General features: G+C 61.2%; 14 protein-coding genes, 2 tRNA genes and 2 pseudogenes. 4 read left to right on the top strand and 14 right to left on the bottom strand.

Annotated elements, in window-relative coordinates:
* From rpsF to rnr, 3 genes and pseudogenes are all read right to left on the bottom strand, one after another.
* Nucleotides 1-128 (bottom strand): annotated as a pseudogene (rpsF, locus tag ACIPZB_RS11890) (30S ribosomal protein S6); the annotation flags it as partial.
* Between the two features lie 298 nt (nt 129-426).
* The gene (gene rlmB / locus ACIPZB_RS11885; protein WP_008089831.1) at nt 427-1,173 is read right to left on the bottom strand and encodes a 23S rRNA (guanosine(2251)-2'-O)-methyltransferase RlmB; all 747 of its coding nucleotides are present in this window, start codon (nt 1,171-1,173) and stop codon (nt 427-429) included.
* Entirely contained in the window at nt 1,170-3,749 is a 2,580-nt protein-coding gene (gene rnr / locus ACIPZB_RS11880) for a ribonuclease R (RefSeq protein WP_400640338.1), read from the bottom strand. The genes rlmB and rnr overlap by 4 nt, the downstream gene beginning before the upstream one ends.
* Nucleotides 3,750-4,019: 270 nt before the next feature.
* Here rnr and ACIPZB_RS11875 point away from each other — a divergent pair.
* From ACIPZB_RS11875 to ACIPZB_RS11860, 4 genes are all read left to right on the top strand, one after another.
* Nucleotides 4,020-4,106 (top strand) — tRNA-Leu (locus tag ACIPZB_RS11875).
* An 87-nt stretch (nt 4,107-4,193) separates the two neighbouring features.
* A tRNA-Leu gene (locus tag ACIPZB_RS11870) sits at nt 4,194-4,280 on the top strand.
* Nucleotides 4,281-4,480: 200 nt separating this feature from the next.
* Nucleotides 4,481-5,494, top strand: a complete 1,014-nt coding sequence (locus tag ACIPZB_RS11865) for an extracellular solute-binding protein (RefSeq protein WP_400640337.1) — start codon at nt 4,481-4,483, stop codon at nt 5,492-5,494.
* On the top strand, nt 5,494-7,059 hold the full coding sequence (locus tag ACIPZB_RS11860) for an ABC transporter permease (protein ID WP_400640336.1): 1,566 nt from the start codon (nt 5,494-5,496) through the stop codon (nt 7,057-7,059). Before ACIPZB_RS11865 ends, ACIPZB_RS11860 begins: the two co-directional genes overlap by 1 nt.
* Before the next feature lie 585 nt (nt 7,060-7,644).
* Here ACIPZB_RS11860 and ACIPZB_RS11855 read toward each other — a convergent pair.
* The 11 genes and pseudogenes from ACIPZB_RS11855 to hfq form a co-directional block, all read right to left on the bottom strand.
* Entirely contained in the window at nt 7,645-8,022 is a 378-nt protein-coding gene (locus tag ACIPZB_RS11855) for a hypothetical protein (RefSeq protein WP_400640335.1), read from the bottom strand.
* Nucleotides 8,019-8,994 (bottom strand): annotated as a pseudogene (locus ACIPZB_RS11850) (hypothetical protein). Before ACIPZB_RS11850 ends, ACIPZB_RS11855 begins: the two are co-directional and overlap by 4 nt.
* Nucleotides 8,995-9,003: 9 nt before the next feature.
* Entirely contained in the window at nt 9,004-9,492 is a 489-nt protein-coding gene (locus tag ACIPZB_RS11845) for an Hcp family type VI secretion system effector (protein ID WP_400640334.1), read from the bottom strand.
* A gap of 247 nt (nt 9,493-9,739) precedes the next feature.
* A complete protein-coding gene (locus tag ACIPZB_RS11840) occupies nt 9,740-10,210 on the bottom strand; it encodes a DUF2867 domain-containing protein (protein ID WP_400640333.1) in 471 nt (156 codons plus the stop codon).
* A 111-nt stretch (nt 10,211-10,321) separates the two neighbouring features.
* Complete coding sequence (locus tag ACIPZB_RS11835) at nt 10,322-12,256, bottom strand: methyl-accepting chemotaxis protein (protein WP_400640332.1); 1,935 nt, start codon at nt 12,254-12,256, stop codon at nt 10,322-10,324.
* A 266-nt stretch (nt 12,257-12,522) separates the two neighbouring features.
* A complete protein-coding gene (locus ACIPZB_RS11830) occupies nt 12,523-13,815 on the bottom strand; it encodes an adenylosuccinate synthase (protein WP_008095424.1) in 1,293 nt (430 codons plus the stop codon).
* A gap of 56 nt (nt 13,816-13,871) precedes the next feature.
* On the bottom strand, nt 13,872-15,059 hold the full coding sequence (locus ACIPZB_RS11825; RefSeq protein WP_008095421.1) for an ATP phosphoribosyltransferase regulatory subunit: 1,188 nt from the start codon (nt 15,057-15,059) through the stop codon (nt 13,872-13,874).
* 290 nt (nt 15,060-15,349) lie between these two features.
* Nucleotides 15,350-16,219 (bottom strand): protease modulator HflC, encoded by an 870-nt coding sequence (gene hflC, locus ACIPZB_RS11820; protein WP_008095419.1) that lies wholly within the window; start codon nt 16,217-16,219, stop codon nt 15,350-15,352.
* Nucleotides 16,219-17,394, bottom strand: coding sequence for an FtsH protease activity modulator HflK (hflK, locus tag ACIPZB_RS11815; RefSeq protein ID WP_400640331.1), 1,176 nt, complete (start codon nt 17,392-17,394; stop codon nt 16,219-16,221). Before hflK ends, hflC begins: the two co-directional genes overlap by 1 nt.
* Nucleotides 17,395-17,490: 96 nt before the next feature.
* A complete protein-coding gene (gene hflX, locus ACIPZB_RS11810; RefSeq protein ID WP_008095415.1) occupies nt 17,491-18,792 on the bottom strand; it encodes a ribosome rescue GTPase HflX in 1,302 nt (433 codons plus the stop codon).
* 12 nt (nt 18,793-18,804) lie between these two features.
* Nucleotides 18,805-19,065: an RNA chaperone Hfq gene (gene hfq / locus ACIPZB_RS11805; protein WP_003258160.1), complete on the bottom strand. Its 261-nt coding sequence runs from the start codon at nt 19,063-19,065 to the stop codon at nt 18,805-18,807.
* Between the last annotated feature and the right edge of the window lie 85 nt (nt 19,066-19,150).

Genomic DNA, 19,150 nt, shown 5'->3' with positions numbered 1-19,150 from the left:
CCCCAGTCTTCCAGGCGGTGGATCTTGCCGCCGTCTTCTTCGATCAGCTTGGTGTAACGCTCAACCATGCCGCCGACTTGCTCGCTCTGGTCCGGGTGAACCAGGAAGATGATTTCGTAATGACGCATGAATGCTCCTTACGGGTTAGTAGTCTGCCAGGATATCTAGTCAGACAAGGAGTGAATGACACTGTATGTCTTGCCATGGAGGGGAGGCACATGCGCGCCTGCCAGCTCGGCAAGGGGCGCAATTGTAGAGAAGGCAGGACGCACAAGCAAGGTGATTGGCGAATATTTGAACAGCCGGAAACACTTTATGGCTGTTCCGGCCCGATCGCCGGCAAGCCGGCTCCCACAGGGTTACCACCGCCCTTGCGGACGGCGGGGTATCTGTGGGAGCCGGCTTGCCGGCGATAGGGCCAATGGATCAGCGCTTGGCCTGACGCTGACGCACGGCCTCGAACAGGCAGACGCCCGTCGCCACCGAAACGTTCAGGCTGCTGACACTACCGCCCATCGGCAACTTCACCAGGAAATCGCAGTGCTCACGGGTCAGCCGGCGCATACCCTTGCCTTCCGCACCCATGATCATCACCAAAGGCCCGGTCAGGTCCTGCTGGTAGATCTCCTGCTCCGCCTCGCCAGCCGTGCCGACCACCCACAGGCCACGCTGCTGCAGCTTCTCCAGCGTGCGCGCCAGGTTGGTCACGGCCACCAGCGGAATCACTTCCGCAGCCCCACAGGCCACCTTGCGCACGACTGGCGTCAGGGTCGCCGACTTGTCCTTGGGCACCACCACCGCCGTGGCACCGGCAGCATCCGCGGTACGCAAGCAGGCACCGAGGTTGTGCGGGTCGGTGACGCCGTCCAGCACCAGGATCAGCGGCGGCGTTTCGGTGCGTTCGAGCAATTCCTCGAGCATCAATTCGCCCCACACCTGGCTCGGGCTCACTTCGGCAACCACGCCCTGGTGCACACCTTCGACCCAGGCGTCCAGTTCACGGCGCTCGGCCTGGCCGACCGCCACACGGTTTTCCGCGGCCAGTGCCAGCAACGCCTGGATGCGTGGCTCGCTGCGCCCCTCCGACAGCCAGATCTGTTTGACCCGCTTCGGATGGTGCTGCAACAACGCCTGCACGGCGTGCACGCCGTAGATCTTTTCCAGCTGACTCATGACTTGCTCTTGCTCTTGCGTGGCGCGCCGGACTTCGGCGGGCCTTTACGGTGCTTGGTCGGCTTGCCGGCAGGTTTGCCGCCCTTGTCCGACTTGCTGCTGGCATGGCCGCCGGTGCGCGCGTCGCTCATCAGCGCCTTCTTCATTTCGCGGCTCTTGCGCACTTCGGCATTGCGCTGCACAGCGTCCTTGGGGAAGTACGCTTCAGCGGTTTCGCTCTTGCGGCTGCGCGGCTTCGGCGTGGCCTTGGCTTCCACCACCGGCTGCTGCTCGGGCTTGTCGCCGGCTGGCGCTGCGCCACGGCCCTTGCGGCCAATCGGGGCACTGAGCTGCTGCTCGGACACTTCGAAGTCGATCTTGCGCTCGTCGAGGTCGACGCGCATGACCTTGACCTCGATCGTGTCGCCCAGGCGGAAGCTGCGCCCGGTGCGCTCGCCGGACAGGCGGTGATGCACCGGATCGAAGTGGTAGTAGTCACCCGGCAGCGCACTGACGTGCACCAGGCCTTCCACATAGATATCGGTCAGTTCGACGAACAGGCCGAAACCGGTCACCGCAGTGATCACGCCCGGGAAGGTCTCGCCCACGCGATCCTTCATGTACTCGCACTTGAGCCAGTTGACCACGTCACGGGTGGCTTCGTCGGCGCGGCGCTCGGTCATCGAGCACTGCTCGCCCAATTGCTCGAGGGTGTTCTCGTCGTAGGGGTAGATACGCGCCTTGGGGATGCTCATGGCGCCAGCACGCTTGACGTGCGGGGTATCGACCTTGGAACGGATGATGCTGCGGATGGCACGGTGCACCAGCAGGTCCGGGTAACGACGGATCGGCGAGGTGAAGTGGGTGTAGGCCTCGTAGTTCAGGCCGAAGTGACCGTTGTTGTCGGTGCTGTACACCGCCTGGCTCAACGAGCGCAGCATCACGGTCTGGATCAGGTGGAAATCCGGGCGCCCGGCGATGCTCGCCAGCAGGGCCTGGTAATCCTTGGGCGACGGGTCCTTGCCCTTGTGCAGGCTCAGGCCCAGCTCGCCGAGGAAGGCACGCAGTTTTTCCAGGCGCTCCGGCGGCGGGCCGTCGTGCACGCGGTACAGCGCCGGCACACCGTGCTTCTGCAGGAATTCGGCGGTGGCGACGTTGGCCGCCAGCATGCATTCCTCGATCAGTTTGTGGGCATCGTTGCGCACGGTCGGGCGGATTTCCGCGATCTTGCGCTCGGCGCCGAAGATGATGCGGGTTTCCTGGGTCTCGAAGTCGATGGCGCCACGGGTGTGACGGGCATCCACCAGCACCTTGTAGAGGTTGTACAGGCTCTTCAGGTCCGGCAGGACTTCCTTGTACTCCTCGCGCAGCGCCTTGCCCTCACGGGTACGGGAATGCTCGAGCATGCTGCTGACCTTGTTGTAGGTCAGGCGCGCATGGGAGTGGATCACCCCTTCGTAGAACTGGTAGTCGACCATCTGCCCGGTTTTGTTGATGGTCATTTCGCAGACCATGGCCAGGCGATCGACGTGCGGGTTCAGCGAGCACAGGCCGTTGGACAGCTCCTCGGGGAGCATCGGCACCACACGCTCGGGGAAGTACACCGAGTTGCCACGCTGCTGGGCTTCGACGTCCAGGGCCGAGCCCAGGCGCACGTAGCTGGAGACGTCGGCGATGGCCACGTACAAGCGCCAGCCGCCGGAGAACATGCGCAGCTTGCCCAGCGGCTCGCAATAGACAGCATCGTCGAAGTCGCGGGCGTCTTCGCCGTCGATGGTGACGAACGGCAGGTGGCGCAGGTCGATGCGCTTTTCCTTGTCCTTCTCTTCGACTTCGGAGCGGAACTTGCGCGCTTCCTTGATCACGTCCTGGGGCCAGACGTGCGGGATATCGTAGCTGCGCAGGGCAACGTCGATTTCCATGCCGGGCGCCATGTAGTTGCCGATGACCTCGACCACGTCGCCTTGCGGCTGGAAGCGTGGGGTTGGCCAATGGGTGATCTTGATCTCGACGAACTGGCCGATCTTGGCGCCGCCGTTACGCCCGGCGGTCACCAGCACTTCCTGCTGGATCTTCGGGTTGTCCGGGGTCACATAGCCGATACCGCCTTCTTCGAAGTAACGGCCGACCACGCTCTCGTGAGCACGGGAGATGACTTCGACCAGCACACCTTCGCGGCGGCCACGGCGGTCGACACCGGAAACTCGGGCCAGGCCGCGGTCGCCATCGAACACCAGGCGCATCTGCGACGGGCTGAGGAACAGGTCGTCGCTGCCATCGTCAGGGATAAGGAAACCAAAGCCATCGCGGTGGCCGGAGACTCGACCGCAGATCAGGTCCAGCTTGTCTACCGGGGCATAGGTGCCGCGCCGGGTATAGATAAGCTGGCCGTCACGCTCCATGGCCCGCAGGCGGCGACGCAGGGCTTCGATCTGGTCTTCTTCGTGAAGACCGAACTCGGCCGCCAGTTCCTCGCGCGCGGCCGGTTCGCCACGGTCGGCAAGGCGCTGCAAGATCAGCTCACGGCTGGGAATGGGGTTGTCGTATTTTTCCGCTTCACGAGCGGCCTCGGGATCGAGGGATTGCCAATCGGCCATCAGAAGGGGTTCACCTTGGGGTATATAGATAGGAATTCTGGCATAGGCGTATTGAAACCGGAAATGTCAGCCTTGGACAGCCCTAACGGCATGTCCAGCGAGCGGCGATAGGCCTGTGGAATCAACAAGTTGAATTTTTTGAAATTTTTTTCGATTGGGGGGTTTACAGCCATTGGGAGCGTCCGTATAGTGCGCACCACAACGACGGACAGCCCGAAGTTGTAGTAGAGATGAACGACGCTGTAAAGCATCTTGTAATCTCGAATGTGTGCCCAGGTGGCGGAATTGGTAGACGCGCTGGTTTCAGGTATCAGTGACCGCAAGGTCGTGGAAGTTCGAGTCTTCTCCTGGGCACCAAGTATTTTCAAGTAACAGATGACCAAGGATCTGTTACTACTGTGTGAAGCGAACGATAGTCGCCTTCACCAGATGTTGCAAAGCTTTGCCCAGGTGGCGGAATTGGTAGACGCGCTGGTTTCAGGTATCAGTGACCGCAAGGTCGTGGAAGTTCGAGTCTTCTCCTGGGCACCATACAAAAACCCACTAGCTTGCTAGTGGGTTTTTTCTTGCCTGCGATTTTTACCCCCTCCCTCCCCTCACGAACATGCGCAGCGCCTGCCCCGCCGTTGCACCATGGTCGCCTCATGAATTTGTCGTCATGCGGTCACTTGAGAAACGATTTCGTTTACCATTGTTTCCAAATATGTAGCCGTAAGCGAGGAAGTACCCGCATGACGATCCGTCCGCAACCGCTGATGCGCACCCTGGCCGCCGCAGTTCTGAGCCTGGTGATCGGCGCTCCGGCCGCCATGGCAGACGATCCGGTCACCCTGACCATGTACAACGGTCAGCACAAGGAAATCGGCGAAGCCATCGCCAAGGCCTATGAGGCCAAGACCGGCATCCATATCAATATCCGCAAGGGCAGCAGCAACCAGCTGGCCAGCCAGATCATCGAGGAAGGCGACCGCTCGCCGGCCGACATCATCTATACCGAAGAATCCCCACCCCTGAACAACCTGGGTGAGCTGGGCCTGCTGGCGAAAATCGACGACGCCACACTGAACATGCTGCCCAAGGAATATGTGGGCGCCAACGGCACCTGGATGGGCGTTACCGCGCGCACCCGCGTGGTGGTGTTCAACCCGAAGAAGATCGACGAGAAAGACCTGCCGACCACGGTAATGGATTTCGCCGGCCCCGAATGGGAAGGCCGCGTCGGCTACGTGCCGACCAGCGGTGCCTTCCAGGAACAGGCCGTGGCCATCCTGAAAATGCACGGGCGTGAAGCCACCGAAGAATGGCTGACCGGCCTGAAAGCCTTCGGCAAGACCTACACCAACAACATGGTCGCGCTGAAGGCCGTGGAAAAAGGCGAAGTCGCCGCCGTGCTGGTCAACAACTACTACTGGTATGCCCTGGAGCGCGAGCGCGGCAAGCTCGATACCAAGCTGTACTACCTGGCAGATGGCGATGCCGGCAACCTGGTCACCATTTCTGGCGCCGGCGCGGTCAAGGCCAGCAAGCATCCGAAGGAAGCCCAAGCCCTGCTCAACTGGATGGCCAGTGAAGAAGGCCAGCGTGAGATCACCCAGACCACCGCCGAGTACCCGCTGCACAAGGGCATGGTCTCCGACCGCGGCCTGAAGCCATTCGAAGAGCTGCGCCCGCCAAAGATTTCGCCAGCCGACCTGGGCAATGCCGAGGAAGCGCTGGAGCTTGAACGCGAGGTCGGCCTGCTCTGATGACCGCCGCCCTGTCCCAGCCGGCGCCAGTACGTTTCGTACCGCGCCGCAAGCGCCCATCCATCTGGGTGGTACTGCCCGTACTGTTCCTGGTGGCGATGAGCTTGCTGCCGTTGCTGTACGTCGCCATGAAAGCCTGGGAAGCCGGCTGGCGAGAAGCCTTGCACCTGCTCTGGCGACCGTTCGTCTGGGGCTTGATGCGCAACACCCTGCTGCTGATGGTCGGGGTGACGCTGGTGTGCATGGTAGTCGGCCTGGCCTTGGCCTGGCTGCTCGAACGCAGCAACCTGCCCGGCCGCCGGCTGTGGGGTGTGGTGCTTTGCCTGCCATTCGCCGTACCGTCGTTCGTCAGCAGCTTCACCTGGGTGTCGCTGAGCTCGGACTTCGAGGGCCTGGGCGGGGCGATCATGGTCATGGCGCTGTCCAAGTACCCACTGGTGTTCCTGCCGGTGGCGGCGACCCTGCGCAACCTCGACACCTCGCTCGAAGAGTCGGCGCGCACCCTGGGCTGCAGCCGCTGGGGCGTGTACACCAAGGTCACCCTGCCGCTGCTGTGGCCGTCGATGCTCGGCGGCGCGCTGCTGATAGCCCTGCACATGCTGGTCGAGTTCGGCGCGCTGTCGATTCTCGGCCTGCAAACCTTCACCACCGCGATCTACCAGCAGTTCGAGCTGGAATTCAGCAATGCCAATGCTGCCATGTTGTCGGCGGTGCTTTTGGCACTTTGCCTGATGATGCTGTGGTTGGAGCTGAAGGTACGCGGCAAGGCACGCCATGTGCGCATCGGCCAGGGCGTTGCACGTCGTGCGCAGCCGGTACGCCTGCATGGCTGGATGCCACTGGCGCAGCTGTTCTGCCTGGGGTTGGCGATACTGGGCAGCGGTATTCCGCTGGCCATGCTCGGTTACTGGCTGAGTGTTGGTTCGTCGGCAGCGTTCCCGGTGGCGGCGATCAGCAAGGCGCTGCTTACCTCGCTGTCGGTGTCGCTGGGCGGCGCAGGCTTCTGCGTACTGCTGGCGCTGCCGGTCAGCTTCCTGGTTGTGCGCTACAAGGGCCGCCTGGCGATCTGGGCCGAGCGCCTGCCATACCTGCTGCACGCCCTGCCCGGCCTGGTGATCGCACTGACGCTGGTGGTGTTTGCCCTGCGCTATGTGCCGGTGCTGTACCAGACCACTGCGCTGTTGCTGCTGGCCTATGCGCTGCTGTTCCTACCTCTCGCCCAGGCACCTGTGCGCACCGCGTTGAACAAGGCTTCGCCAACCCTCGAAGAGGCGGCCCGCACTTTGGGCGCCAGCAGCTTCGCAGCGTTCTGCCGGGTGACCCTGCCGATCATCTTCCCCGCCCTGGCGGCCGCCTTCGCCCTGGTGTTCCTCGACGCCATGAAGGAGCTGACCGCCACCCTGCTGCTTAGCCCGACCGGCATGACCACCCTGGCCACCGAGGTCTGGGCGCACACCGCAAACGTTGAGTTCGCAGCGGCGGCGCCTTATGCGGCGCTGTTGATCGTGGTTTCGGGGTTACCGGTGTATCTGCTGACTACGCGGATGTATTTGAACAAGGCCTAATATTTCCCCCAGGGCGCTAAGCGCCCTGGGCTCCAGCTAGTTTCGCCATAGTCTGATCCATATACAGAATATGACGAGAACCGCAAGAAGAAACACATGAAACACTAACAGCGTCACCAGAGTTTGTCTTAGGCGATAAGACAGCTTTGCAACATCTTCGCTATCTAACAAACCTTTGCGCACACTAAACTTAGCCATAGTGAGCATTGCAGATATGGCTCCTACTCGCATAATTTTTCCCGGCAAGCTCGCATGAGAAAAGACTTTTTTATTTTCTATCACCATTGGGCTGTTTGAGAACACACTCTCAAGATAGTCGAGATATCGAACTGCAATCCCCCACCACGCAAGCAGCACTATGAATGGTGAAGTCAACAAGCAGACGCCAAGCACAACTACATGTAGATTGGCCATTGGCGGACTTCATCTGGAGCTTCCCAAGCTTTCCTTCCTATCATTTCTCCTAGCTCACCTCAAACTGGCCAAACCTAGACTGCCGACTCGAGCAGCCTCTACCCATCTCGACGCCCTACAATTCTTCGCCTTCAATCATGCGGATTTGCAGCTAACGCCTGCAGAGCAACTTTAATAGCCCGCGAATTTCAACCACACCCAAAGACCTATGAGCGACGAAAATACTAAGACATGAGCAAACCATAACCCAACCAGCATATGACGTAAGGGAACAGGAAAATTATTGACATCTTCATGATGCAGCAGACCTTTACGAACACAAAGCGTCTTCATTGACAATAATACGGATGCTGAGCCAGTACGCATCACTTTACCCAGCAGTCCTGCACTGACGAAAATCTTTTTATTACCAGACACCATTGAACTGCGCGAAAGCAATAGCTCAATGCGACTCACATAACGAACTGAAACAAATATCCACAAAAATATAACTACAAATATAGCGACCACCAAAGGAATACCCAACCACCTTGCATCGAAGCCCGTCATTGCGCGACCTCATATAACACCTCACCCGACATCTCTCCAATATCACCCCCAACCAAGCCGCCAGCAACCCCACCCGCAGCACCACCAATTACAGTACATGCAAGGGCTCCTGGACCGCCTGTGGCCACCCCGAGGAAAAGTACGCAACCCGCCCCCCCTAAAAATCCACCAAACGAACCGCCCACAATGGATCCACCCGTACCAACTATCAAAGAGCCACCTTCCACGTATTTAGCCTTTCTACACTCCTCAGGGCGCCCAAAAGTGCACGCACTATGGATACTCAACCCTGTTGAAGCCATATCAAGCCCCAGGCCTATATACGTACCTTTTTTTATAAGACTTGCTGCTTTCGATACACCAGCGATTTTATCCGCATAACCCACAATTTCACCGGTATGCAGGTAGCTCTTAGTAGATATATCGAGCGTTCTTTTCATCGACCCTTTATTTCGCAAGCCTGAACCGTACGCAGCCATTTTGTTCAGCTGCTCTTCCAGCCGCATAAACAACGTCATTCGCTTGGCGTAAAATTCGTCACGCCCTTTACTAGTTCCATCCTTCAAATACTCGCGATGTAACGCTTCGATCTCTTCAAGAGTTTTCTTGATCGCTTCAAGATGCCTACTCCAGCCATCACTCACAGCACCCGCCCCCATAGAGGCATGGGCGATGCAGACTCTTCAACAGATCATAGTTATCCAGAAAAAAGTCATCTATCCCGACATTATTGACCTCAAGCTGATGGTGTATCCCCGCCGCCTGCGTCATTAAAAATGCTTCATGACTTGTGCACGATGGCGTGCTGGGATCACCGACAATCACTAGCTCGCCAGGGAAAACTACACTATTTACGATATGCGCATTCAACACGTCAAACTTGGCCCGCTGATTGGCCGACATCGGCGTGCCGGCCTTCAGTGACTCATACGACTGCGCTTGCGGGTTAATGAAGCTGCGTGCCTCGGACATGGTTATACCTCACGCATACTTCTTGTTGTTGATGCGATCCCAGCCGCCAGTCACGTTGCCGCCGGCGCTGCCATCGAGGCGCTTCTGCCTTGTGTAGGTGGTCTTGATGCGACCGTAGTTAAGCTGCACGACTTCCATCGGTAGCCCGTTATTGGCGCTCTGGGCGTAGTCGGCGATGATCACTTCTTCCAGAACGACTTCGTAGTACTTGAGCTTTTCAGTACCAGCGCGGCAAACCACCAGCTTCACTTCCTTCAGATGCTGGCCGGCACAGCTGGCCTCAAGCAGCTTGCAGCTGGAGCTGTCCAGGTATTTGGTGAAAGTGAAGTTGGTGAGAGTGGTGCGGCCTGAAGATGCGCCGCCCGCAGAGCTCGCAGTGGCAGAGGTGCTTTGGTTGGCACCGAACTTGTAGCCGATGATTTCGATCCAGTCGGCGTATTGCTCATCCAGCGCTTCGCCATTGATTTCCGCGATTTGAATATAAGCATCGAAAGCCATGCTTACCTCTCCTTGGTAATGATTGGGCTGATGACGACGAGGTTCGGACAACGTCGCTTTAGGGTTGTTCCTCACTGGGCAGGATGCGCCACCAGAGGCCCGATTGACCCTAGCCCTCTATTGCCGCACCCGCAATCGTAGACGGGGGCTCAAGGTCAAATTAGGAAATTGCCTACAAATTTGGCGAAAAAAACGACTTGATCGGGTAAATAAATGTTTCACGGCGAGATGCAGTACTGGGAATCGATTAACGAATGTTTGCCAACATCCGCCGCACGATCGGGCCATGCGCCAGGCCGACCGGCAGCATGTACAAGCGGCCAAAGGCATTGAAGCACTGCACCGATGTGGTCACGCTCAGGCGCTGCCTGCTCCCGCACTCTGCGGTCGAGTCCATACAAACCATGACCGCCAGGTGGGTATCACGTGAGGTCAGGACCAGTTGCTGGTCGCTGATTGCCTCCACGGTGAAGAAATCCAGGCGCTCGCCCACCTGCGGCACATGCTCGGGACTGCGGGAAGTAAAGCCGTGGATATCGGCGACGTTGAACCGGCGGGAGATGAAGTCGCGCAGGCGAAAGGCGCCAGCCAGCCAGCCGGGGATGTGAGAGGTCATCGCGCAATAGGCTTGCAGGGCGGTGAGCGGGGTTGTCAGCGGTACGCTAGCGCTGTGAAGGAAGTCCAGGTCGGCCGGGGCGGCGAGCAATTGGGCGGGCATGTACAAATCCTTTTGTCATGGGTCGCCTGACAGCTTAGCAAAGGGGCATTCTGTACTGGGGCCGCTGGACGGCCCATCGCCGGCTTGCCGGCGATGGGGAAGTAGGCGATCTCAGGCCCTGAACTGGCCCAGGCTGGCGCGCAATTGCGCTGCCAGGTCATCCAGGACCTTGCTGCTGGCGGTGGTCTGCATCACCACTTCGGCCGAGCGCTCGGCCTGGGCATGGATGTTCTCCACGCGGCCGCGCACGGCTTGAGCCCCATTCGCCTGCTGTTCGGCAGCCCGGGTAGCCAGACCGATCGCCGCATGCACCTGCTCCACCGCCGCCTGTACCGACTGCTGACGGCGCTCGTTGTCGCGCAGTACCAGCAGGCCTTCGCTGGCCTTGAGACCGGCCTGGCTGATGGTGGCCACCGCCTCCTTGGCGCCCTTCTGCAGCGCCGAGATATGCGCCTGGATATCCCCCGTGGAGCTTTGCGTCTTGCTCGCCAGCGCCCGCACCTCGTCGGCCACCACGGCGAAACCACGCCCGGTCTCGCCGGCACGCGCGGCTTCGATGGCGGCGTTGAGCGCCAGCAGGTTGGTCTGTTCAGCGATACCGTGAATCACGGTCAACACCACTTCGATCTGCTCGCTCTGCTTGGCCAGCCGCTCGATGACTTGCGAGCCGGTTTCGACCTGGCCGGCGAGGTTCTCGATCAGGCCAGCCAGTTGCGTAGAGGTGCGGCTGTTCTCATCGGTGGCCTGGCGAATATCCACCATCTGGCGCAGCGCCGCCTGCATCGCATGGCTTTCGGCCTGGGCTTCGTCGGCCATGCTGGACAGATCACGCAGGCTGGCTGCCACTTCATCGCGCTGCAAGGCCGCTGAAGCATCGGCGCCAGCGTTGCGCTGGGCCATGGCACCGATTTCGACGCCGGTACGCTGCGCCACTTCACCCGCCTCGCGCACGATCGGCTGAAGCTTGTCGACGAAGCGGTTGACCGCCGAGGCCATGTCGCCGATTTCGTCTCGGCTGTCGAGGTTGACGCGCTTGGTCAGGTCGCCCTCCCCGGCTGCCAGGTCGTTGAGCGCGGCGATCAGCAGGCGCAGCTTGCTCAGCACACGACGGCCCAGCACCAGGGCGACCACAATCAATACACCCAGGCCTACCAGCACCAGGCCCAGGCCGATCCGCCAACGCAGCTCTGCAGCCGCATCGCGCACGGTTTGCGCGGTATTGGCCTGCATCGCCGTGGCACTGCTCTGTGCAGTTTCCAGCCGCTCACGCAGGGCCTTGCCGCTGTCTGCCGCAGCGGCACCGAGGCTGTCGCCGACCAACTGCCCGCCACTGGCGATCAAGGCACTGAAGCGCTGGTCCAGGGCCTTGAGCTCCTGGTCGACACCGGCAGTGGAGACCCCCATCAGCACCTTGCCGATTTCCGCGCCATTAGGGTTGATCGAAGCCTCGACGAAGTACACCGAAGGGTCGCGGCGGGCAGCCTCCAGCACCTTGTCCAGCGCCCGTTCGCCCTGGCCTTTCTCGATCAGGGCCTGGTTGATCGGGTTCTGCCGGTTCAGGTAACGGGTCAGGTGCTGGCCCTGGGCGTCGTCGTAGATCACGAACAAGACGTTGGGGTTGCGCTGGGCGCGGCGGGCGAAGTCGGAGAGCGTCGGCACGTCGTTGTCCCAGATCGCCCGCGGGGCGACTGAAGCCAGCAGTTCGGCCATGTCGTTGGCGGAATCCTTGAGGTTCTTTTCCAACGTGGCGCGCAGCTGCTGCTGCTCGCTTTGCAAACGCTCGGACAGGCCCGCGCTGAGGCGCTGGCGGGTGCTGCTGGAGAGACCTTCAAGGCCCGAACGGACGTCCTGCCCGGCTTGCTCCAGCTCGCTGGCAAGCTTGCGGCTGTCGTTACCCAGGCGTTCACCCAGGTCGGCCTCAAGGGCGGTGACGGTGCTTCGTGTCAGCGCAACGGCGACCAGCACCTGCACCAAAAGGGCGATACCCAAGGCAACAAACACAGGCCGCAACAGGCGGCTTCGTAACAGTGAGAGGATGGCAGACACGGTGAAACCCTCGTGCTTTCTGGCGCCATTATTTTGATGGCATCCGCAGAAACTTCTTACAGCAAGGGTTGTGCCGAGGGCAGCAGGGATATGCGCCAAGGTCTAGCAGCGAGCGATTTGTACTGGCCCTATCGCCGGCAAGCCGGCTCCCACAGAGACCGCGCCGCTTTCAGGCTGTGGGAGCCGGCTTGCCGGCGATAAGCGCAGAAACAAAAACGCCGCAGCCCCTTTCAGGACCACGGCGTCAGATCAGCCTGGAAGGCAGATCAGGCGAACGGATGACGCAGCACGATGGTCTCGTTGCGATCCGGGCCGGTGGAGATGATGTCGATCGGCGCGCCGGTCAGCTCCTCGATGCGCTTGATGTAAGCGCGAGCAGCTTCTGGCAGCTCTTCCAGGGTCTTGGCACCCAGGGTCGACTCGCTCCAGCCTGGCATCTCTTCGTACACCGGCTCCAGGCCGATGTAGCTGTCAGCATCGGACGGTGCGTCGATGACGGCGCCGTTCTCGTTCTTGTAGCCAACGCAGATGTTGATGGTTTCCAGGCCGTCCAGCACGTCCAGCTTGGTCAGGCAGATGCCCGAGATGCTGTTGACGTCGATGGCGCGACGCAGGATGACGGCATCGAACCAGCCGCAACGACGGGCACGGCCGGTAGTCGAACCGAACTCGTGACCACGCTTGGCCAGGGTCGCACCGGTCTCGTCGAACAGCTCGGTCGGGAATGGGCCGGAACCTACACGGGTGGTGTAGGCCTTGGTGATGCCGAGGATGTAGTCCAGGTACATCGGGCCAACGCCGGAACCGGTGGAGATACCGCCAGCAGTGGTGTTGGAGCTGGTGACGTACGGGTAGGTACCGTGGTCGATGTCCAGCAGCGAGCCCTGGGCGCCTTCGAACATGATGTCCTTGCCGGCGCGACGCAGGTTGTGCAGCTCGGCGGTGACGTCGAGCATCATCGGCTTGAGCTGTTCGGCGTAGGCCATGCACTCGTCCAGGGTCTGCTGGAAGTCGATGGCCGGCTCTTTGTAGTAGTTCACCAGCTGGAAGTTGTGGTAATCCAGCAGCTCACCCAGCTTGGCAGCGAAACGCTCGCGGTGGAACAGGTCGCCAACGCGCAGGCCGCGGCGAGCGACCTTGTCTTCGTAGGCTGGGCCGATACCGCGGCCGGTGGTGCCGATCTTGGCTTCGCCCCGGGCTTTCTCGCGGGCCTGGTCCAGGGCCACGTGGTACGACAGGATCAGCGGCGCAGCAGGGCTGATGCGCAGGCGCTCGCGTACCGGTACGCCCTTCTCTTCCAGCTTGGTGATTTCACGCATCAGGGCATCTGGGGCAACGACCACGCCGTTGCCGATCAGGCACTGAACGCCTTCACGCAGGATGCCGGACGGAATCAGGTGCAGAACGGTTTTTTCACCGTTGATCACCAGGGTGTGGCCCGCGTTGTGGCCACCCTGGTAGCGCACTACAGCGGCAGCATGTTCGGTCAGCAGATCAACGATCTTGCCTTTGCCCTCATCACCCCATTGGGTGCCCAGGACGACGACATTCTTACCCATAACACTTGTCCTCATTCACGCAAACTTGGTTGCCGGCCAATTGCCGGCGCAGAAACTCATTGGGTCAGCGGCAGTACCTGCCAGCGCCCGTCTTGCTGAATCAATTGCCGATCACAATCCGCCTCGAGAGCAGCACTCAACGGCTGGCCAGGCAGGGCCTGGACCACACGCTGGCCCTCGTTGCGCAACTGGCAGACCTGCTGCCAGAGGGCCGCGTCGCCACTGTCGGGCATCCAGATGCCGCCAGCAGGCAATACGACCTCCGCTCGCCCCAGTGTGACCAGGGTCTTCAAATCCGTGGAAAAGCCGGTGGCCGGGCGCGCCCGGCCGAAATCGGCACCGATGTCGTCATAGCGGCCGCCCTGGGCGATCGATTGACCTTCGCCCGGGACGAACACCGCGAACACCACACCGGTGTGGTAGTTGTAGCCGCGCAACTCGCCGAGGTCGAAGTACAGCGGCAGCTCGGGGTAACGCGACGCCAGACGGTCGGCAATCGCCAGCAGGTCGTCCAGCGCTGCCAGCACGCTGGCCGGGGCACGGCCCAGGCGCACGCGGGCTTCGGCCAGCACTTCGCGACCACCGCACAGCTCGACCAGGGCGCGCAGCATGTTGCCCAGGTCCTTCGGCAGGTCGGCGGTCAGCGCCTGCACTTCATCCACCGACTTGCGCTGCAGGGCGTCGAACAACTGCTGCTCGACTGCGCCCGACAGGCCGGCGGCGCGCGCCAGGCCGCGGTAGATGCCGACATGACCGAGGTCCATGTGCACATCCGCGACGTCGGTCAGTTGCAGCGTGGCGAGCATCAGGCTGATGACCTCCACATCGCTGGTGGGGCTGGCATCGCCGTACAGCTCGGCACCCAGCTGGATCGGGCTGCGCGAGGTGGACAGGGCACGCGGCTGGGCGTGCAGCACGCTGCCGGCGTAGCACAGGCGGCTCGGGCCTTCGCGGCGCAGGGTGTGCGCGTCGATGCGCGCTACCTGCGGGGTGAAGTCGGCGCGGAAGCCCATCAGGCGGCCGGACTGTGGGTCGACCACCTTGAATGTGCGCTGGTCCAGGTCCTGGCCGGCGCCGGTGAGCAGCGACTCCAGGTACTCGATATGCGGGGTGACGACCAGTTCGTAGCCCCAACTCTGGAACAGGTCCAACACCTGGCGGCGCGCGATCTCGATGCGCGCAGCCTCAGGTGGCAGTACTTCCTCGATGCCATCTGGCAGCAGCCAGCGGTCTACCGTTGCCATTACGCCATTTCCCCTCTGGTCCGGGCGGCTTGCCAGCAGGCGAGCCGTCAGTAAAGCAGGCATTGGCGCACAGCAGCGGGCAGCACTGATCCCAGCGCCACCACCGTACCCAATACCCTCGAATTGCCTTGCGACCTGACCAAGCCGTCAACTGGCCGTTTGCCAATCAACCTTGCAGACGCAAAAAAGCCGGGAAATTTCCCGGCTGCCGCATCATACACCCCTTTTCATTCAGGATGCACCCTGCCTGGAGTTTTAGCTGCCAGGCGGGGTGTTTCCTCAACAGAGCATCAGGGCTTGCTCTTGTCCAGGTAGCGGAAGAACTCGTTCTTCGGATCCAGGACCAGCACGTCGCTCTTGCTCGAGAAGCTCTCGCGGTATGCCTGCAGGCTACGGTGGAACGCATAGAAATCAGCGTCCTGGCTGTAGGCCTTGGCATAGATGGCGGCCGCCTGGGCGTCGCCGTCACCACGGGTTTCCTCCGCTTCGCGATAGGCTTCGGCCAGCAGTACACGGCGCTGACGATCGGCATCCGCGCGGATACCCTCGGCCAGCTCGTTACCCTTGGCACGATGCTCGCGAGCTTCGCGCTCACGCTCGGTGCTCATGCGGTCGAACACGCTGCGGTTGACTTCTTTCGGCAGGTCGATGGCCTTGACGCGCACGTCGACCACCTCGATTCCCAACTCTTTACTGGCCATGCGGTTCAGCGAGGCGGTGATGTCAGCCATCAGCGCGTCACGTTCACCGGACACCACTTCGTGCAGGGTACGCTTACCGAATTGGTCGCGCAGGCCGCTTTCCAGACGGCGCGACAGACGCTCGTCGGCGATCTGCTTCATGCCGGAAGTGGCAGTGTAGAAGCGCTCGGCATCCTTGACGCGCCACTTGGCGTAGGCGTCGACCATCACCGCTTTCTTCTCCAGGGTCAGGAACCGCTGGGTCGGGGCGTCGAGGGTCATCAGGCGGGCGTCGAACTTGCGGACCTGGTTCACATACGGGATCTTCACATGCAGCCCCGGCTGGACATCCGCCTGGACCACCTTACCGAAGCGCAGCAGTACCGCGCGCTCGGTCTGGGACACGATGTAGAAGCTGTTCCAGGCCACGATGGCCAGGACCACAGCGGCGATCAGGGCGATCAGCGATCTATTGCTCATCAGCGGCTCTCCCTAGTACGCATCTGCTGCTGTTGCTGTTGAAGGTCCTGCGCCGCACGCGCTGCTGCATCGTTGGCCGACGGGGTAACGCCGGTGACAGGTGCGGACGTGTTGCGGCTGCCTTCGACCATCTTGTCCAGCGGCAGGTAGAGCAGGTTGTTCTGCCCGTCCTTGGTCGCCACCATGACCTTGCTCGAATTGCTGTAGACCTCTTGCATGGTCTCCAGGTACAGACGCTGACGGGTCACGTCAGGTGCCTTGTGGTACTCGGCGACCAGCTTGATGAAGCGGTCAGCCTCACCCTTGGCGCGAGCGATGACTTCGTCGCGGTAACCGTTGGCGTCCTCGATGATGCGCTGGGCCTGACCACGGGCTTCCGGCACCACGCCGTTGGCGTAGGACTCGGCCTGGTTGCGGGCACGCTGCTCGTCTTCGCGGGCACGGATCACGTCATCGAAGGCTTCCTGTACTTCACGCGGGGCAGCCGCGCTCTGTACGTTGACCTGGGTAACGGTGATGCCGGTACGGTAGTTGTCGAGGAAGCGCTGCAGGCGTTCGCGGATATCCACGGCCATCTGCTCACGGCCTTCGGTCAGTACCTGGTCCATCGATGTGGAACCCACCACGTGGCGCAGGGCGCTGTCGGTGGCATGCTGCAGGCTCACCTCGGGCTGGTCGACGTTGAGCACGAAGTCCTGCAGGTTGCTGATCTTGTACTGGACGGTCAGGGGCACCTCGACGATGTTCTCGTCTTCGGTGAGCATCTGACCCTGCTTGGTGTAGGCACGCTCGCGCGTGACGTTTTCCATGTACTTGCGATCGATGGGCGGGAAGTAGATGTTCAGGCCGGGACCGACCGTCTCATAGTACTTGCCGAAGCGCAGCACGACGGCCTGCTCCTGCTCGTCGACCACGTACACGGCGCTGTACAGCCAGATTGCAGCCAGCACCGCCAGGCCGATGCCCAGCAGGCCGAAGCCGCCACCCTTGCCGACATTGCGGTCACCGCCGCCACGTTTCTTGCCACTGCCGAACATGCCATTGAGGCTGTCCTGCAGTTTGCGGAAGGCCTCGTCCAGATCAGGCGGACCTTTTTTATCGCCACCGCCGCCACCGCGTCGGCCGCCCCAGGGATCCTGATTGTTCGAGTTGCCACCCGGCTCGTTCCAAGCCATAGCGCTCTCCATCTGATAAAGCAAAGACGCGCCCACGGCGCGCCGTCCAATGCTACAGAATGCCTGCCACTGCCGCCCGGCGACCTCGCCGGGCATTTATTGCAAAGTGTGTTGCTCGACAAACACTTGCGGCTCCATGCCTTCACGGCTGACCAGGCGATTCAATTCGACCATGGGCAACCGAACACTCAGCAGGTAGCGCCCTTCTTCATCATGCGTTTCACTCTGCACGGCACCCAGGGCAAAGAATTGCGCGCGCAAACGGGCAAAACGCTGCTCCAGACACAGGGTACCGACAAACAGATCATCCCCCAGCAACTCGGCAATCGCCTGGCCAACCAGCTCCAGGCCACGCCCATCGCGTGCCGATACCCAGACCCGCTCCGGCTTGCCATCGGCATCGCGCTGAATCTGCGGCTCGACATCTTCTAGCAGGTCGAGTTTGTTATAGACCTCGAGGATCGGCAAGCCTTCGGCACCGATCTCGCCAAGTACCGCCAGCACCTGCTCGATCTGCTCCATGCGCTCTGGCTCATGGGCGTCGATCACATGCAGCAGCAGGTCGGCGTTGCTCGACTCTTCGAGCGTAGCCCGAAATGCCTCGACCAGCTTGTGCGGCAGGTGACGAATGAAGCCTACGGTGTCGGCCAGCACGATCGGCCCAAGGTCGTTGAGCTCGAGCCGGCGCAGGGTCGGGTCGAGGGTGGCGAACAGTTGGTCGGCGGCGTACACCTCGGACTCGGTCAAGGCGTTGAACAGCGTTGACTTGCCGGCGTTGGTGTAGCCCACCAGCGATACCGAAGGAATATCCGCGCGGCGACGGCCACGGCGAGCCTGCTCACGCTGGCTGCGAACCTTTTCCAGACGCCCCTTGATCTGCCGCAGGCGCACCCGCAACAGGCGGCGGTCGGTTTCCAGCTGGGTTTCACCCGGGCCGCGCAGGCCGATACCACCTTTCTGCCGCTCAAGGTGAGTCCAGCCGCGAACCAGCCGCGTGCTCATGTGCTCGAGCTGGGCCAGTTCGACCTGCAGCTTGCCTTCATGGGTACGCGCCCGCTGGGCGAAGATATCGAGGATCAGCCCGGTACGGTCGAGCACACGACACTCGAAGACACGTTCGAGGTTGCGCTCCTGACTGGGCGTGAGGGTGTGATTGAAAATCACCAGGTCTACCTGTTCGGCGTTGACCAGGTCGCGCAATTCCTCGACCTTGCCGCTGCCAATCAGGTATTTGGCGGTAGGCTGATGCCGTGCCACCGTGACCAGCGAAACGATGTCGGCGCCGGCCGACAATGCCAGTTCCTGAAACTCCTGCGGATCTTCGCGCGCCTCAGGGTTCTGACCTTCCAAGTGAACGAGCAGTGCTCGCTCACCACCACCGTGGCGCTCAAAGAACAATGCAGGCTCCTATCAGGCGTTGCCTGGCTCGCTGTCACCGTGTTCGGAATCGGACGGGCTAGGCAGGCGAACCGGACGGGCAGGAACCACGGTCGAAATAGCGTGCTTGTAGACCATCTGGCTGACAGTGTTCTTCAGCAATACCACGAACTGGTCGAAGGATTCGATCGAGCCCTGCAGCTTGATGCCGTTGACCAGATAGATCGAAACCGGGACCTTTTCTTTTCTCAAGGTGTTCAAGTAAGGGTCTTGTAGCGAATGCCCTTTTGACATATGCCGCACTCCTGTAAGGATAAATAATAGAAATTCAAAGAAATCGATAAGTTGTGCCGCCCCTTCGCAAGAATAGACGGCAATC

The organism is Pseudomonas sp. NPDC089396 (assembly GCF_044749545.1).
Classification (GTDB): Bacteria; Pseudomonadota; Gammaproteobacteria; order Pseudomonadales; family Pseudomonadaceae; genus Aquipseudomonas.
This window is presented reverse-complemented; position numbering and strand designations above follow the sequence as displayed.

Bases quoted from the DNA above. Each gene is read 5' to 3' on its own strand.
- rlmB (WP_008089831.1), bottom strand. From the start codon at position 1,173: ATGAGTCAGCTGGAAAAGATCTACGGCGTGCACGCCGTGCAGGCGTTG.
- rnr (WP_400640338.1), bottom strand. From the start codon at position 3,749: ATGGCCGATTGGCAATCCCTCGATCCCGAGGCCGCTCGTGAAGCGGAA.
- ACIPZB_RS11865 (WP_400640337.1), top strand. From the start codon at position 4,481: ATGACGATCCGTCCGCAACCGCTGATGCGCACCCTGGCCGCCGCAGTT.
- ACIPZB_RS11860 (WP_400640336.1), top strand. From the start codon at position 5,494: ATGACCGCCGCCCTGTCCCAGCCGGCGCCAGTACGTTTCGTACCGCGC.
- ACIPZB_RS11855 (WP_400640335.1), bottom strand. From the start codon at position 8,022: ATGACGGGCTTCGATGCAAGGTGGTTGGGTATTCCTTTGGTGGTCGCT.
- ACIPZB_RS11845 (WP_400640334.1), bottom strand. From the start codon at position 9,492: ATGGCTTTCGATGCTTATATTCAAATCGCGGAAATCAATGGCGAAGCG.
- ACIPZB_RS11840 (WP_400640333.1), bottom strand. From the start codon at position 10,210: ATGCCCGCCCAATTGCTCGCCGCCCCGGCCGACCTGGACTTCCTTCAC.
- ACIPZB_RS11830 (WP_008095424.1), bottom strand. From the start codon at position 13,815: ATGGGTAAGAATGTCGTCGTCCTGGGCACCCAATGGGGTGATGAGGGC.
- ACIPZB_RS11825 (WP_008095421.1), bottom strand. From the start codon at position 15,059: ATGGCAACGGTAGACCGCTGGCTGCTGCCAGATGGCATCGAGGAAGTA.
- hflC (WP_008095419.1), bottom strand. From the start codon at position 16,219: ATGAGCAATAGATCGCTGATCGCCCTGATCGCCGCTGTGGTCCTGGCC.
- hflK (WP_400640331.1), bottom strand. From the start codon at position 17,394: ATGGCTTGGAACGAGCCGGGTGGCAACTCGAACAATCAGGATCCCTGG.
- hfq (WP_003258160.1), bottom strand. From the start codon at position 19,065: ATGTCAAAAGGGCATTCGCTACAAGACCCTTACTTGAACACCTTGAGA.